We start from the raw sequence: 14208 nt of genomic DNA, 5'->3' as shown, positions 1-14208 counted from the left end.
CTTTAAGTCAGGTTGTATTATGATATTAACTCCTTTATAATCGTGTCATAACTAACGAACGGGAGCTTATTTTAATGGAATTAAAACATTTACCTAAATATAAATATTTAACAGAACACACCGAGACGTATTCCAATATAGATGCCAGTTCTCTTGAATTGTTTTTATCTCTATTTGATATATCAAAAAAAATGAATCATGTGATGGAGCGTTACTTTGCAGGCAGAGGGCTGTCTGAAGGAAAATTCAAAATCCTGATGCTACTCTTCGACGCAAAAGACCACTCGTTAAGTCCGACAGAACTTGCAAAGCAATCAAACGTTACGAAAGCAACGATTACAGGTTTGCTGGACGGGCTGGTGAGGGACGGTTTTGTCAGCCGCACGCATCAAAATAAGGATAAACGAAAAATCAGCATTGAACTGACAAAAGAGGGAAAAGAACAACTGAAACAATTTCTACCCGGTCATTTCAGTAAAATCTCTGCGGTAATGGAAAACTACAGCGATGAGGAAAAAGAAATGTTTATCAATATCCTGGGAGATCTATTTGAAAAACTGAGCGTGTTTAAAGACTAAAACGCATTTTTTTGGTCCCACCACATCGTTATTCAGCTAAAATTTTATAGTACCCCCAGAACGAAATTTTGTACTAACTTGTAATAAAATATTCATTTTTCGTTTTGAGGGTATTTGCATTTCTTAGGTTGATGGCGGTGAGGCTAGTTCCATGAACAATATAGATCCAGTTGAATTAACGAAAGGTTTACCTGGCATACCTTGTCCCATCGCTAAAACGCTTGATGTAATTCGTACAAAATGGACGTTTTTAATCATTCGCGACCTTCTTATCGAAGGAACATTACGCTTTAGTGATTTACAAAATCAATGGACGGCATTAGTCCGAAAACATTATTGCTTCAACTAAAAGAATTAGAAGCTCAAGACATTATAACGAGAAAAGTATATCCAGAAGTTCCGCCTCGTGTAGAGTACACATTAACGGATAAAGGAAAGCAATTAGAGAGGATTTTTATTGAATTAAAACGATTTAGATTAAGTTTATAAAACAAAAACCCCTTACCGTTGTAAGGGGTTTGATTACTTCGCAAAACTTTCAGCTAACTGTTTTTCTCTCCACATAAATGTAATAGCGAGACCCACTATTAAAACAACTCCTGAAAATGCATATGGATAATGAATATTCATATCAAATAATATTCCGCCCATCGCTGGTCCTGCTATATTTCCTAAACTCGTATAAGTCGAGTTCATACCAGCAACGAATCCTTGCTCTTTTCCAGCTGCTTTTGATAAAAACGTCGTTAAAGCTGGGCGAAGCAAATCAAATGCAAGGAAAATGAAGCACGTAACGAGAAGTACAATCCAATAATTAAAGACTACAGTTGAAACGAACGCTAATACTGCACCTACAATTAAACAGATTTGAATTAACACTTTTTCACCGAATATATCAACCAATTTACCAAACATAAATACTTGCACAACTACCCCAAAGATTGAACTAATTGTAATAATTGCCGCAATATCTTTCGGTGTGAACCCAAACTTATGATCAGAAAACAGACTGAACACCGTTTCATACGCCGATAAACCGAACGCAAGTACAAATACGATGATAAATGCAATTGCATACATTGGATGTAATGATTTCTTTAAATCACCAATAAAGCTTGATTCTTTCGTATTAGAAGAAATCTCTGCAAGCTCTTCTTTCGTTAACGGTTCTTTTAAAATAAAGATCGAAATGACACATGCTATAAAAGCAATTGCAGCTGCAACGAAAAACGGTACACGTATACCGTATTCTGCAATAAATCCGCCGATTCCAGGTCCTATAATAAAGCCGGTACTAATAGCAGCAGATAAATATCCCATCGCCTTTGGACGTTCCTGTATAGATGTAATATCCGCAACATATGCCGTAACACCAGGCATAATAAACGCAGCACTAATTCCGCCTAACACCCTCGCTGCATAGAGCATCCATACATCTGTTCCTAATCCAAAAAGAAGCTCTGAAACACCAAAAATAAATAATCCAATGATTATCATTTTCTTCCTACCATAAAGGTCGACCCACCGGCCTGTAATAGGTGAAGCAATAAGCTGAGCCATTGCAAACACTGCAACGAGATATCCCATCGTCTTACCTGTTAAACCCATATCATTCATAAAGGACGGCATAACCGGAATGATTAATCCAATCCCTAAAAAAGCGATAAATATATTACTCAAAAGAATGACCAATACCATCTTTTGTTCTTTTATCGGTTTCTTCACTTTCAACACCTCTTCCCGTAAGCTCCCCTCAAAAAAATAATGCCCAAGAAGCTTTTTCTTTATCCTGCTATTTGTAGGCTAATCATGAGTAGAGATGCCCCTACTCGTTAGAATTTCGCTGTATCCTTCCACACATACATACGCATTAGGTGAATGACTATCATTCAGTTTTCCTCAAAAATGAACCTACCTTCTCAGACAGGTTCATCTCACTATTTCTTTATATGTAATGCATGTGTTAAAAAATCTAGTACTTCTGCCTTTTGTAACTCGACTTGCTCATCATCTTTATGATCATATAAATACACTTGCTCCGCTGCTGATTCAACTAGAGCGATAAATAACTTCGCTGTTCGCTCTGCGTGAACCGAATCACGAATTTCACCCGCTTCTTTCGCCTCATTTAAAAATTCACTTAGCCACATATAAAGAGGCTCATACACAGCTTCCCATTCTTTTATATGTTCTGTAGATGCAAGACCCGCATACATTAAAGCTTGTATTTCACGATATTCCTCTATGAAGTGAAACACCGCATCTATTACTTGCGTTACTTTACTTGAGAAAGGCGCATCGTTTTGCACTTTTTCTTTTACTGCAAGTATCATCTTTTCAACCATCACTTCTGCTATTGCAGGCATAACAGATAACTTAGAAGGAAAATATAAATAGAAAGTTCCTTGTGCAATGCCAGCTAATTTCACGATATCAGAAATCTTCGTTTTTTCAACGCCCTTTTCCTGAAATACTTCAATCGCTGCATAGACAATTTTCTCTTTTTTATTCATCATCTAAACCCTTTCACACGCGTATTGAATGACTGTCACTCATTTTATAAGATAATCGATTGTACTGTCAATGATAGTGAACTTTGCGAGGAAATCATTTTTTTCATAATAAAATCTCCTAACAAAAAATTAGGAGATAAAAATGCCAAATACCTTTAAGAAAGAGCCTTTAACCCTGTCACGCCGCATACAATAAGAGCTACACTAATGATACGTGCTTTACTTTTCGACTCACCAAACAGGAACATGTTTAATAAAACGGCACCTGCTGTTCCAATACCAATCCAAACCGCATACGCGACACTTACTTGTAAAAATAAGAAAGATGTATACAAGAATGCAAAGGATGTAGCAAACCCGCCTATATAAAGAGCCCCATTTGCTAATGTTTTATCTTTACTATACATTTTAAGACCGATTACACCGACTATTTCACTAATTGCAGCACAAAATACGAAAAACCAACCCATCTTTAAGCAGCTCCTTCCATAGTATCTTCTTTATTATCAGCTAGCTTTAAACCGATAACGCCAGCTACAACCATCACGATAAAGAATAATTTTCCTACACTGAAACTCCCGCCGAAAAGGAATACATCCATTAAGAAAGTACCTACCGTACCAGCTCCGGCGAAAACAGCATATACAGTCCCTGTTGCAAGATGTTCACACGCTTTAGAAAGGAAGTGAAAATCAACAGCGATAACTCCTAAAATAATAATCCAATGCCACCAAGTATTCGCTGTATTAAAACCAAACACCCAAAAAATTTCAAAGATACATGTTAATATGACATATAACCAAGCTTTATTTTTCATACCTCTCACCTCTTATGACTGACTATCAGTCATTTTTATTTTAAAAAAATATGCTCTTTCATCCCTACTATATATAAACAACTATCATCCTCATTTACCTTTTATATTTATTCCGTTTTCAAACTAACTACATCCTTCCAAAGAAGAAATGACTGAATGTCATTCATATATATTGTACATGAATATTTTAAAAACTGTCAATGCCGAAAGTTTATTTAAAATTTCTTTCATCCGATTTGTATATTTCCTAATAATCTGTCAATACTGCTAGTAACATAATATTTTCTCCACTCCCCCTTGGAGAGATCCCTTAAATAGAGCAGTTAGCTTTTGCTAGCTGCTCTTATTTCTTTTGCTTCATCCAACATACCGAATCATCGCTACTTCATCACAATAATCTACCTTTGGACAATGCCTACAATCAATCCATACTTTCTCTGGCAGTGCATCTCTATTCACAAAATCAAACCCGCACTTTTGAAAAAATTCCGTTTCATATGTTAAAGAAATAACTCTACTCACTTTTATTTTCGCCGCCTCATTTATTACATGGTTTACTAACATACGTCCGATCCCTTTTCCTGCATATGTATGCGAAACGACTAAAGATCGTACTTCTGCAAGATCCTCTCCTAACACATGTAAACCAGCAACTCCGACGATTTCTCCCTCTTCTTTCATAACATATAAACATTGTAAATATTGATAGAGAGACAAAAGAGAACGCGGTAAAACCACTCCCTCTTTTGCATAAATCTCAATAAGACTATAAATTTCTTTCACATCACTCGTAACCGCATTACAGATTTTCATATGCTATCCCCTTGCCCCCGATATTAATATTTATAACTCGAAATGAATTTTAATACATAATTTTATATAATAATACATCTCTCTTTTCTTCTCGTCAATCACTTTATACAAACAAAAAACCAAGCAATCTAATCGATGCTCGGTTCCTCATTTCGTATCGGTAATACCGTCGAATATTTAATTTCACGAAGTGCTAAACTCGTCTGTATCTTTGTAATACCAAGCTTATTCAGCTTTCTAATAAACTGCTCTAATTCTTTACGATCACGATTTGCGACCTTTAATAAATAATCATATTCTCCTGTTAAGCAGTGACATTCTAACACTTCAGGCATCGCTTCTAATTCTTTTTCCAACACTTCCAACTTGTCAAATTGATGAATATTCGTACTCATAAAAATGAAGCATAACAAGTCAAAACCAAGCTTCTCTTGATTTAAAATAGCTACTTGCTTATCAATGAATCCTTCTCCATCTAATCTTTTTATTCTTGCATGCATTGCAGCTGGTGATAAATTAACACGTCGTGCAAGCTCTGCATTACTTACTTGTGACTCCTTCTGCAATATATCTAAAATTTGGACATCTAGATCATCCAACACTTTAATAACAGACGACTCCATTATAATTCCCCCTTTTTTCTTACCGATGATTATTCGAAAAAACACCTTATAACTTATATAAAACTGAACATCCTTCTTTAAATATCATTCATAGCAAAACATTTTATCGATTTTTATCCATTATACAAAAGAATATATTACACAATAAAGAAAAATGCTAAAATTATTTACAATTCACATTGATTACAACAAAGGGGATTTTAATATGCCTTATTTTTATGTCTTTTTACTATTACTAACGAGCTTATTATGGGGAGGAAACTTTGTCGTTGGAAAATCACTTGTTGATCACGCATCTCCAATGACACTTACAAGTTTAAGATGGATGATTGCGATTGTTTGTTTATTACCAATGGTATGGTTTAAAGAAAAAAAAATCATTCCACCACGCGCGGCGATACTTCCGTTAATATTGATGGGAATTTCAGGGGTTGCTCTTTTTAACATCTTTCAATTTTTAGCATTAGAAAAAACATCCGCAACAAATGTAGGGCTTATTTCTACATTAAACGCGATTTCTATTGCACTATTTTCTGTCTTATTTCTAAAAGAAAAAGTAAATACACTTCAAATTCTATCCATGATTCTTTCATTCTTTGGGGTTATTCTTGTCCTATTAAAAGGTAACTTTGCACTTTTATTTTCACTACATTTTAATAGTGGTGACTTATGGATGATTGCGGCTGTTTGTATTTGGGGAATGTATTCTGTTTGTAGTAAATGGGCAACAAAAACAACGACACCACTCATGGCGACGCTTTACTCTGGTATTTTCGGCGTTATTTTATTACTACCATTTAACATAGGAAGCTTCACTGTTACAAATATCAACACTTCTTTTATAACATCACTTTTATATACTGGACTCATTTCCACAGTTCTTTGTATGGTGTTTTGGAATGTTGGCGTACAAAAATTAGGAGCAACTACATCCGGCATTTTTCTAAACTTCAATCCCATTTTCACAGCTATTTTAGCATTCCTTTTCCTCGGAGAAGAATTAACGTGGATTCAAATTTTAGGGACAATGATCGTTGTGACAGGATGTTATTTATTTTCCCATTTCAAAACAGTTGCTGTTCAGCCAACTAGAGCTTTAATGCGAAAACATTCTTAATCCAAAAACATCGCCACCGAAGTGGCGATGTTTTTATTTACGTTTCATTTCTTTCACATATTGCTTTTCTTCTTCTGGCGATAAACGTTCTGTCGCCTTTCCAGTATCACCACCTTGAATTTCCCACAAAAAGTTATGCTCCTCAACCGTTTGTGAAAAATCCCCTTTCTCCCAGCGCTCCAAAGTAGAAAGTAACTCTGACTTATATTTAAAATTCGTACCGCTTTCTACTGCGTTCTTCGCACCACGAATTTCCTTATTTGTCATTTCAATAAATCCCCATTTTTCAGAGGATTTCACTTTTTGATGTACCATCCTATGCATTGTAGAAATAATTTCAGCTTCACTAACTTGTTGCTTCTCTTCCTCTGCTTTCTTTCCTTGTTGTCCCATTACTTTTTGCGCTTTAAGACTCTTCTCCTCTTCTTCTATATAATTAACACCTTTAGTAACACCGAATACAGCTCCTATCGCAATTACGATCACTGTAATTGTCCCTATAATCCATTTTTTCATATTATGTATTCCCCATTCCCCTAATAATCACATAAACAAATGGAATCGCCTGCACACAGTCGATTCCATTTGTTTCCTTATTTTATTTTAAACCTTAAGCGCTTCTCGCACAATATAACTATCCACACATTGCTTGAATTTTATGATTTTTCCATTTTCAAGTTGCCATACATGAACAAATTCTGCTTCAAATGATTTTCCCGTTTTTTTATAAACTCCAGAATATATACCTTCAGCAATAATTACATCTTTTCCGTTTACTTCATGGTATGTATTTACACTTGCTTTATAATCATCCCATTCTGATCCTAATCGGCTAAATACATTTTCCATAATCGCTTCTACACCTATATAAGTCCCACCGTACGGGAACCCTTCTGCCTCTGTCCATTCTACTTTTTCAGAGAGGGCTTCTGCTAAATGTTTTGCATTCGAAGAAGCTGATCCTTCATACGTACTTCGAATTATTTCTAAATTTGATTTAGACATATTACTTCCTCCCGTTTCATTTATTTTCGGGCAAGTTGTAACCAAAATAATTACAACCTACCCAAAAAAATATTTAAATTGTTTTATTCTTAATCTACACGTTGTAATCATTATAGTTACAATGATCCTTTAAGTCAACAATTTATAAATAAAATCTACTTCGTTTTCATTACTTTCTCTTTTATGAAACGGTCTACATATCCTTCTGCTTTTACAACGAATAAATACGCACCCATTGATAATAATGCAAGGTCTAATTCATATCCTGGATTCTTTCCATCTCCTAATAAACCTGCTGCTCCATTTACCTTTACGATAGCTCCAGCTAAAATAAGAGCGAATAACAATCCTACATACTTTACGCCTAAACCGATAATTAATAATATACCACCAACTAATTCAACTGTTGCTACGCCATACGCTAGACCACCCGGTAAGCCAATGCTTGTAAACCAGCCTGCTACGTTATCGATACCTGATTGAAACTTCGCTAAACCATGTGCAAAGAACGTTACTCCTAACACGATACGAATAATTAAATTCCCAATATATTGATTCATTTTTTTCTCTCCTTTTTGTTTTGTTATGGTGAACTTTTATTTACAAGTCAAAACAATACGGTATTTCATTTCATTCGTCAAATACTTTTTTAAAGAAAACAAAAAACATTATCCCTTTTACGGATAATGTTTTCCTACAAAGTAGCGTTAATTCAAGCTTTTACTCTATCGCACAAAAAAGTTGAAACATTTTTCCAGCGCCAACATACGGCAATAAAGAAATATCCTCTTCTACAACCATGCCAACAACGTTCACTTTCTCATCTACAGGCAAATCATGTATAGCAACTTGCATCTCTCCTGCATATCTACCGTACAATTCATTATCAATTGTAATGCTGCCTTTCTTTCTTACAATTGCATTCATTGGCTGTAAAATCACTTTATGTTCTTCTCGTGATTCTACAGACCGAATGACATCACGGGCTGGATCCAGCCTATTTGTATGCACTTGCTCCACCACTTTTAATACTTCATTATCAGTTATAAATGATTTGTAACGCAATGGAATAATCCCTCTACTCGCACTCGCTATCTCTTGTACACTTTCTACACTTCCGCTTATATCCCCGATTAACACTTTATCAACACCACAATGTTGTACAAGTTCTAAGTACGCTTCGAGCGGTCTCATATAACGATGCTTTTCTAGCGTCGGTAAGCCTTCATATAGTGGACCACGCTTTTCACCATCTCCCGGAATAAATGCCATCGTTTTTATTCCGCACTCATGCAAGTATTGGTTTTGTTTTTGTAAAAAGGACTTTGCTAGTCCTGTTTCTGGGCGCGGGTAAAAATTATGCCACGCTTCTACATTCTCTACCTTTATATTTTCTATGATTAACTCTTTCCAAAATGAATCTGTAATCGTGCTCGCATTTAAAGCTACTTTCATCTTGTGAGATACGCGTGCGATGTCTTTTGGCGCAATGCCGTAGTCCATTCTTAAGCCTGTAATGCCCCAGTCCAGTAGATCCTCCACATTTTCATACGTCATCCCTAAATGGTGTAACGATTTTGGAGAAACATCGACCATTAATTCCATGTCATTTTCAAGAGCTTGTTTCCCAAGTATTTGAATTAGCTCTTTATACGTACCAGGGTCATCTTCAGGAATGTGCAATGATGTAAAAATAGATGAAAACCCGTTTTCCTTCGCTACTTTTAGCCACTCTTCTTGCTTCTTTACTCGTTCTTTTGCAAGGTAAATTGAAACTCCAATCATATGAATCTCCCTTTCTATAAATAGAAAAAGAGAAAGGAATCCCTTTCTCTATATGTTTTCTGCCATTTCTTCTTTAAATCCGAAGAAGTACGTAAAGATGAATCCGAACGTATATGCCACTACTAATCCAAGGAAATATAATACATATTTATTATCAGCAATTAACGGAATTAATGATAATCCTGATACACCAATTCCGAGTGCAGCTGTTTTCATAACTGCTTGGAACGCACCGCCAACTGCTGCTCCTAAACAAGCTGTAAGAAACGGTTTTCCCAGTGGTAATGTAACCCCGTATAATAACGGTTCACCAATTCCTAAAAATCCAACTGGTAATGCCCCTTTAATTACGTTACGCAGTCGTTTGTTTTTTGTTTTTACAAAAATAGCAATCGCTGCTCCTACTTGCCCAGCGCCAGCCATTGCAAGTACCGGTAATAAAGGCGTTACATGCGTTTGATTAATAAACTCCATGTGAATCGGTGTTAAACCGTGATGTAATCCGACCATAACGAGCGGTAAAAATGTTCCAGCAAGTACTGCCCCAGCAAACGCTCCGCCAATACTTAAAATACCATTAATTCCGCTCGTAATTCCTTCAGATAAGAAACCTGCTACCGGCTGAATTGCTAACATCGTTACGATACTTACGACTAACACAGTAATAAGTGGCGTTACAATAATATCAACTGCATTTGGTACAGCTTTTCGAACTTGTCTTTCCACTACAACCATAAGCCACGCTGCAAAAATAACTGCAAACAATCCGCCCCGTCCGGGTACGAGCGCTTCACCAAATAACTTTACGTTCGCCATCGCCGGATTGAAAATTAAAATACCAGCAATTGCCCCAAGAACTGGTGTCCCGCCAAACTCTTTCGCTGTATTCCAGCCGACTAAAATGCCTAAGAATGTAAAGATACCGCCGCCAATAAGTAGTAACATTTGTAGCCATGTTGCATTCGGATCAGCGCCTGCGTTTTTCGCAAAGTTAGCAACCCCGTTTATAATACCTGACGCAACAAGACCCGGAATTAACGGAATGAAAATACTTCCTATTTTTCTTAAAAAGTTTTTCACCGGTGTATTATTTTTCTTCTTAATCTCTGACTTCATCTCTTGCCCAAGATCTTCAAGGTGATGATCTGCCACCTCACCAATTCGCAGTCCCGTTAAACCTTCCATCTCTGCTGCTACTTTATTTACCGTTCCCGGACCAACGACAACTTGAAGCGTCTCATCCTCAATAACGCCCATAACCCCTTCAACCTTTTTCAAAAGGTCCATGTTCACTTTACTTTCATCATGAAGCGTTAATCGTAGTCTCGTCATACAATGAGCAATGCCACGAATATTTTTTACTCCCCCAAGTTGCTCTGAAATTTCTTTCGCCATTCTCTTTTCTTTCCTCATAATAGAATCCCCCTCCCTATTATTTATAGTGCCTTCTTCACAAACCCTTTCGCTTCTTTTAGTTTCTCCAGTGCTTCCCCATACTCACACTGCAATAACACCATAACAATCGCAGCTTTCACGTTACGTTCTGCTTTTTCATAATGCTCTGCCGCTACTTCATAACTAACACCTGTTGCTTCCACAATAATTCGTTTTGATCGTTCTATTAACTTTTCATTTGTAGATTGAACATCTACCATCAAGTTTTTATATACTTTCCCTACACCAATCATAGATGCTGTTGAAATCATATTGAGCACTAGTTTTTGCGCTGTACCAGCTTTCAAACGCGTTGATCCTGTTAAAATTTCTGCGCCTGTTTCTACTTCCACGTTTAGTTTTGCATATTTACTTATTTCAGCATTTTTATTACAGGAGATACTAGCTGTACTCGCTCCTACGCTATTCGCGTACTTCAAGCCACCAATAACATAAGGAGTTCGACCACTTGCTGCAATTCCAATCACTGTATCTTTCTCATTTAATCCAATACTTTTTAAATCTTCTTCTGCTAATTCTTCGCGATCTTCTGCACCTTCTACCGCTTTAGTAAACGCTTTCAATCCACCTGCTATAAATCCTTGCACCATTTTATCGTCTGTGCCAAATGTCGGCGGACATTCCACTGCGTCCAAAATACCTAAACGGCCACTCGTACCAGCCCCAATGTAAATTAATCGGCCCTCTTCTTCGAAAGATTTAATAACAGTCTGCACAACTTTTTCAATCTGCTCTATTTCATTTTCAACTGCTAATGCAACAGTTCGATCTTCTTCATTCATACTTTGCAAAACTTCTTTTATGCTCATCTCATCTAAATTCATCGTCTTCTCATTGCGATGTTCTGTCGATAAATTTTCTAACATATTCCCACCTACTTTGAAATTTAATTTCATACTTTCATTATAACTTTAAGAAATTTAAAATCAATATCACTTCATTATTTTATGAAATTTAATTTCTTTTCATGACGAATTTATGTCCGTCCGTATGCAAAAAAGATGGGTTTCCCCATCTTTTCATTTCAGCTTCCGTAATCGCAAAGCTTCTTCTCTTGTATCCATAAATTGATCTAGCACTTTATTACCAATGCGATTAAAGGTAATCACATATAGAGCATCTATCATGTTCAATTGCGTCATTCTTGAAGCAATACTTGCAATACGATGATCTTGTTCTACATCTGGCATACAAAGGCGAATATCCGCCTCTTTATATAACGGTGATGATTGATCAAGCTTTGTAATCGCAATAACTGTTGCACCCTGTCTCTTCGCATATTGCGCCATTTCAAGTACATCTTTCGTACGACCAGATGTTGAAATCGCCACAAAGATATCGCCTTCTTTTAAATTCGTCACAAGCGGCAACATCATATGAAAATCAGATAGCATCATCGCTGTAAATCCGAGCCTTGTAAATTTATAAGCTCCGTCCATCGCCGGAGTAGCTGATCCGCCTACTCCGTAAAAGATAATTTTATCGGCATTTACAATATGATCTGCAGCTTTTTCAAGTTCTTTTTTATCTATCGCCGTCACGCTCGCCTCAATTGCAGCTTTATTCACATACGTAACTTTATTAAACAAGTCGTACGGGCCATCTTCCGTATTCATCACTGAAAAATCATTAATATTATAATCAGCAATCGTTAATTCACGAACGAGCGCGATTTTAAATGCTTTAAAGCTCCCAATCCCAATCGACTTACAAAAACGAACAACACTCGCTTCACTTGCACCTGCATTCGTTGACACTTCTTTCGTCGTTAAGTTCGGAACAATCTCTGCATTCTCCATTATGTACATGGCAACCTTTTTTTCAGCTGGTGAAAATTGATCCATATTACTTTCAATTTTAAATAGTAATGTTGAAGCTTTCACTATTTAACCTCCACTTCTTACGGTTGCGTTCACTTATTTTCTCTTGCTTCAAGAAGGTAAAAACCATCATCGCCAGGAGGATGAAACACATTTACAATGCGATTCCCTTTTTGATAAACAGTTCTTTCCCCTTCTGTCCACTTCTTTTCCCAACCGTTCATCCAAATCGCAACATCAGGTAAAAAAGCAGTATATTTCAGCTTCTGATCGTACTCACCATCTGCTTCTTCCGAGAAAATAGAAACCGGAAAATCTTTCACTTTTGATTCTTTCCATGCAGTAAATGGTATGCACAATAAAAGAAGTATAATTACACCTATAATCTTTTCCTTCGTAATCCTCAAACACATCCCTCTCCTTGTCATATCACATACATAGATTTTACCATAATTACAAACCTTTCATGCCACATGACTATTGCTTTTCCAATAAAAAAAGAGCTTACCCACATCAGATAAGCTCTTCCTCTCTATACAAAATACTTCTTCAAAAGCGGCGGGGTAATAATCGTTGTCAATATAACAACAATAACAATCGCTGTGAAATTTTCTTTCGCTAATAAATTCGCCGTAAGTCCATTCGCTGCGATGATAAGTGCTACTTCACCACGCGATACCATTCCCGCACCAATACTAATAGAAGATTGAAGATTGAATCCTGTTAGTCTTGCTCCTAAACCGGATCCAATTAACTTTGTGAAAATCGCAATAAGCGTCATGATGATAATGAACCAAAGTTGGCTTCCGATACCTTGAAATGTAATTTCCATTCCGATACTTACGAAGAACACCGGTACAAATATTGCATACGCAATCGGTTCAATTTTATGTTCTACTTCGTGCTTATACTCTGTTTGAGAAATGGCAATTCCGGCTGCAAATGCTCCAATAATGCCTGCAATTCCCATCATTTCACTGTAATAAGAAAAAGAGAAGCAAATAATAAGAGCCGCGCTAATTAACGCTTCTGTTACACGAAGCGGCACGAGCATTTTCATAATCCAAGGAACAACTTTCCATGCAATAAAAACAATGCTAACAAAGAAGATAATTTTCTTTACGATAACAAGTGTTATATTCACATCTTGCGTTCCTAAAAAGCTCATAACAAACGCTAATAAAATAACGACGATGACGTCATCAAATACGGCAGCACCTAAAATCGTTGTACTTTCTCTCGTATTCATTTTCCCTAAATCTCTTAGCGTCTGCACTGTAATACTAACCGATGTTGCGCAAAGTAATAATCCTAAAAAAATGGCATGAGATTGTATTAATCCAAACAGCAATCCTGTTATATAACCACCGATGAAAGGAAAAATAATTCCACCAGCTGCTACTGCAAATGACGATTTCAAATTCCGATTTAACTCTTCTAAATCTGTTTCAAGTCCAGCCATAAACATAAGTAGTAAAACACCAATCTCACTCAATTCATCGATTAATTCAGAACTATTTATAATACCAAGTACAGCTGGACCGATAATAATACCGATAATTAATTTACCAAGTACAGAAGGCTGGCCAAGCCTCACGCTAATATCACCAGCTAATTTCGTACAAAGTAAAATGACGACAAGTTCAAAATAAAATAACATAACATCTTCTCCTACTTTAACT

17 protein-coding genes and 1 pseudogene are annotated in these 14208 nt (G+C 36.4%); 3 read left to right on the top strand and 15 right to left on the bottom strand.

The window, feature by feature from the left end; all coding sequences use genetic code 11:
* Positions 1-74 precede the first annotated feature (74 nt).
* The gene (locus tag NST14_RS04695) at positions 75-578 is read left to right on the top strand and encodes a MarR family winged helix-turn-helix transcriptional regulator (RefSeq protein ID WP_000420689.1); all 504 of its coding nucleotides are present in this window, start codon (positions 75-77) and stop codon (positions 576-578) included.
* Positions 579-729: 151 nt separating this feature from the next.
* Positions 730-1067: pseudogene (locus tag NST14_RS04690) on the top strand (winged helix-turn-helix transcriptional regulator).
* A gap of 33 nt (positions 1068-1100) precedes the next feature.
* Here NST14_RS04690 and NST14_RS04685 read toward each other — a convergent pair.
* From NST14_RS04685 to NST14_RS04660, 6 genes are all read right to left on the bottom strand, one after another.
* Positions 1101-2303, bottom strand: a complete 1203-nt coding sequence (locus NST14_RS04685) for an MFS transporter (RefSeq protein WP_000742937.1) — start codon at positions 2301-2303, stop codon at positions 1101-1103.
* Between the two features lie 212 nt (positions 2304-2515).
* A complete protein-coding gene (locus NST14_RS04680) occupies positions 2516-3094 on the bottom strand; it encodes a TetR family transcriptional regulator (RefSeq protein ID WP_002163739.1) in 579 nt (192 codons plus the stop codon).
* Positions 3095-3246: 152 nt separating this feature from the next.
* Positions 3247-3561, bottom strand: a complete 315-nt coding sequence (locus NST14_RS04675) for a DMT family transporter (RefSeq protein WP_000539674.1) — start codon at positions 3559-3561, stop codon at positions 3247-3249.
* Between the two features lie 2 nt (positions 3562-3563).
* Positions 3564-3908: a DMT family transporter gene (locus NST14_RS04670; RefSeq protein ID WP_000790625.1), complete on the bottom strand. Its 345-nt coding sequence runs from the start codon at positions 3906-3908 to the stop codon at positions 3564-3566.
* 357 nt (positions 3909-4265) lie between these two features.
* On the bottom strand, positions 4266-4721 hold the full coding sequence (locus tag NST14_RS04665) for an N-acetyltransferase (RefSeq protein ID WP_229143222.1): 456 nt from the start codon (positions 4719-4721) through the stop codon (positions 4266-4268).
* A 128-nt stretch (positions 4722-4849) separates the two neighbouring features.
* Complete coding sequence (locus NST14_RS04660) at positions 4850-5344, bottom strand: Lrp/AsnC family transcriptional regulator (protein ID WP_000446092.1); 495 nt, start codon at positions 5342-5344, stop codon at positions 4850-4852.
* Positions 5345-5549: 205 nt separating this feature from the next.
* Between NST14_RS04660 and NST14_RS04655 the strand changes: the two genes are divergently transcribed.
* Positions 5550-6461 carry a DMT family transporter gene (locus tag NST14_RS04655; RefSeq protein WP_001146278.1) on the top strand — a complete coding sequence of 304 codons (912 nt, stop codon included), beginning with the start codon at positions 5550-5552 and terminating at the stop codon, positions 6459-6461.
* Between the two features lie 33 nt (positions 6462-6494).
* Here the strand turns inward: NST14_RS04655 and NST14_RS04650 are convergent, their stop codons facing one another.
* From NST14_RS04650 to NST14_RS04610, 9 genes are all read right to left on the bottom strand, one after another.
* Complete coding sequence (locus tag NST14_RS04650; RefSeq protein ID WP_000758766.1) at positions 6495-6977, bottom strand: DUF6241 domain-containing protein; 483 nt, start codon at positions 6975-6977, stop codon at positions 6495-6497.
* An 87-nt stretch (positions 6978-7064) separates the two neighbouring features.
* Positions 7065-7466 (bottom strand): nuclear transport factor 2 family protein, encoded by a 402-nt coding sequence (locus NST14_RS04645; protein ID WP_000045917.1) that lies wholly within the window; start codon positions 7464-7466, stop codon positions 7065-7067.
* Between the two features lie 155 nt (positions 7467-7621).
* A complete protein-coding gene (locus NST14_RS04640) occupies positions 7622-8026 on the bottom strand; it encodes a DoxX family protein (protein WP_001077745.1) in 405 nt (134 codons plus the stop codon).
* Between the two features lie 160 nt (positions 8027-8186).
* Positions 8187-9251 carry a DUF871 domain-containing protein gene (locus NST14_RS04635; protein WP_229143220.1) on the bottom strand — a complete coding sequence of 355 codons (1065 nt, stop codon included), beginning with the start codon at positions 9249-9251 and terminating at the stop codon, positions 8187-8189.
* A 48-nt stretch (positions 9252-9299) separates the two neighbouring features.
* Positions 9300-10664 (bottom strand): PTS transporter subunit EIIC, encoded by a 1365-nt coding sequence (locus NST14_RS04630; protein WP_229143218.1) that lies wholly within the window; start codon positions 10662-10664, stop codon positions 9300-9302.
* Between the two features lie 23 nt (positions 10665-10687).
* Positions 10688-11572: an N-acetylmuramic acid 6-phosphate etherase gene (gene murQ, locus NST14_RS04625; protein WP_000892365.1), complete on the bottom strand. Its 885-nt coding sequence runs from the start codon at positions 11570-11572 to the stop codon at positions 10688-10690.
* 153 nt (positions 11573-11725) lie between these two features.
* Positions 11726-12589 carry a MurR/RpiR family transcriptional regulator gene (locus NST14_RS04620; RefSeq protein ID WP_000648156.1) on the bottom strand — a complete coding sequence of 288 codons (864 nt, stop codon included), beginning with the start codon at positions 12587-12589 and terminating at the stop codon, positions 11726-11728.
* Between the two features lie 29 nt (positions 12590-12618).
* Complete coding sequence (locus NST14_RS04615) at positions 12619-12933, bottom strand: hypothetical protein (RefSeq protein WP_001223240.1); 315 nt, start codon at positions 12931-12933, stop codon at positions 12619-12621.
* A 125-nt stretch (positions 12934-13058) separates the two neighbouring features.
* Positions 13059-14186 carry a cation:proton antiporter gene (locus NST14_RS04610; protein ID WP_073541796.1) on the bottom strand — a complete coding sequence of 376 codons (1128 nt, stop codon included), beginning with the start codon at positions 14184-14186 and terminating at the stop codon, positions 13059-13061.
* Between the last annotated feature and the right edge of the window lie 22 nt (positions 14187-14208).

Source organism: Bacillus sp. FSL W8-0519 (assembly GCF_038005585.1).
GTDB lineage: Bacteria > Bacillota > Bacilli > Bacillales > Bacillaceae_G > Bacillus_A > Bacillus_A paranthracis.
Note: the sequence above shows the minus strand (reverse complement) of the source record. Positions and strands in the feature narration are given on the sequence as shown.

What these genes read in the sequence shown, in the direction of transcription:
- NST14_RS04695 (WP_000420689.1), top strand. Translation starts at nt 75, where the DNA reads ATGGAATTAAAACATTTACCTAAATATAAATATTTAACAGAACACACC.
- NST14_RS04680 (WP_002163739.1), bottom strand. Translation starts at nt 3,094, where the DNA reads ATGATGAATAAAAAAGAGAAAATTGTCTATGCAGCGATTGAAGTATTT.
- NST14_RS04675 (WP_000539674.1), bottom strand. Translation starts at nt 3,561, where the DNA reads ATGGGTTGGTTTTTCGTATTTTGTGCTGCAATTAGTGAAATAGTCGGT.
- NST14_RS04670 (WP_000790625.1), bottom strand. Translation starts at nt 3,908, where the DNA reads ATGAAAAATAAAGCTTGGTTATATGTCATATTAACATGTATCTTTGAA.
- NST14_RS04665 (WP_229143222.1), bottom strand. Translation starts at nt 4,721, where the DNA reads ATGAAAATCTGTAATGCGGTTACGAGTGATGTGAAAGAAATTTATAGT.
- NST14_RS04660 (WP_000446092.1), bottom strand. Translation starts at nt 5,344, where the DNA reads ATGGAGTCGTCTGTTATTAAAGTGTTGGATGATCTAGATGTCCAAATT.
- NST14_RS04655 (WP_001146278.1), top strand. Translation starts at nt 5,550, where the DNA reads ATGCCTTATTTTTATGTCTTTTTACTATTACTAACGAGCTTATTATGG.
- NST14_RS04650 (WP_000758766.1), bottom strand. Translation starts at nt 6,977, where the DNA reads ATGAAAAAATGGATTATAGGGACAATTACAGTGATCGTAATTGCGATA.
- NST14_RS04645 (WP_000045917.1), bottom strand. Translation starts at nt 7,466, where the DNA reads ATGTCTAAATCAAATTTAGAAATAATTCGAAGTACGTATGAAGGATCA.
- NST14_RS04640 (WP_001077745.1), bottom strand. Translation starts at nt 8,026, where the DNA reads ATGAATCAATATATTGGGAATTTAATTATTCGTATCGTGTTAGGAGTA.
- NST14_RS04635 (WP_229143220.1), bottom strand. Translation starts at nt 9,251, where the DNA reads ATGATTGGAGTTTCAATTTACCTTGCAAAAGAACGAGTAAAGAAGCAA.
- NST14_RS04630 (WP_229143218.1), bottom strand. Translation starts at nt 10,664, where the DNA reads ATGAGGAAAGAAAAGAGAATGGCGAAAGAAATTTCAGAGCAACTTGGG.
- murQ (WP_000892365.1), bottom strand. Translation starts at nt 11,572, where the DNA reads ATGTTAGAAAATTTATCGACAGAACATCGCAATGAGAAGACGATGAAT.
- NST14_RS04610 (WP_073541796.1), bottom strand. Translation starts at nt 14,186, where the DNA reads ATGTTATTTTATTTTGAACTTGTCGTCATTTTACTTTGTACGAAATTA.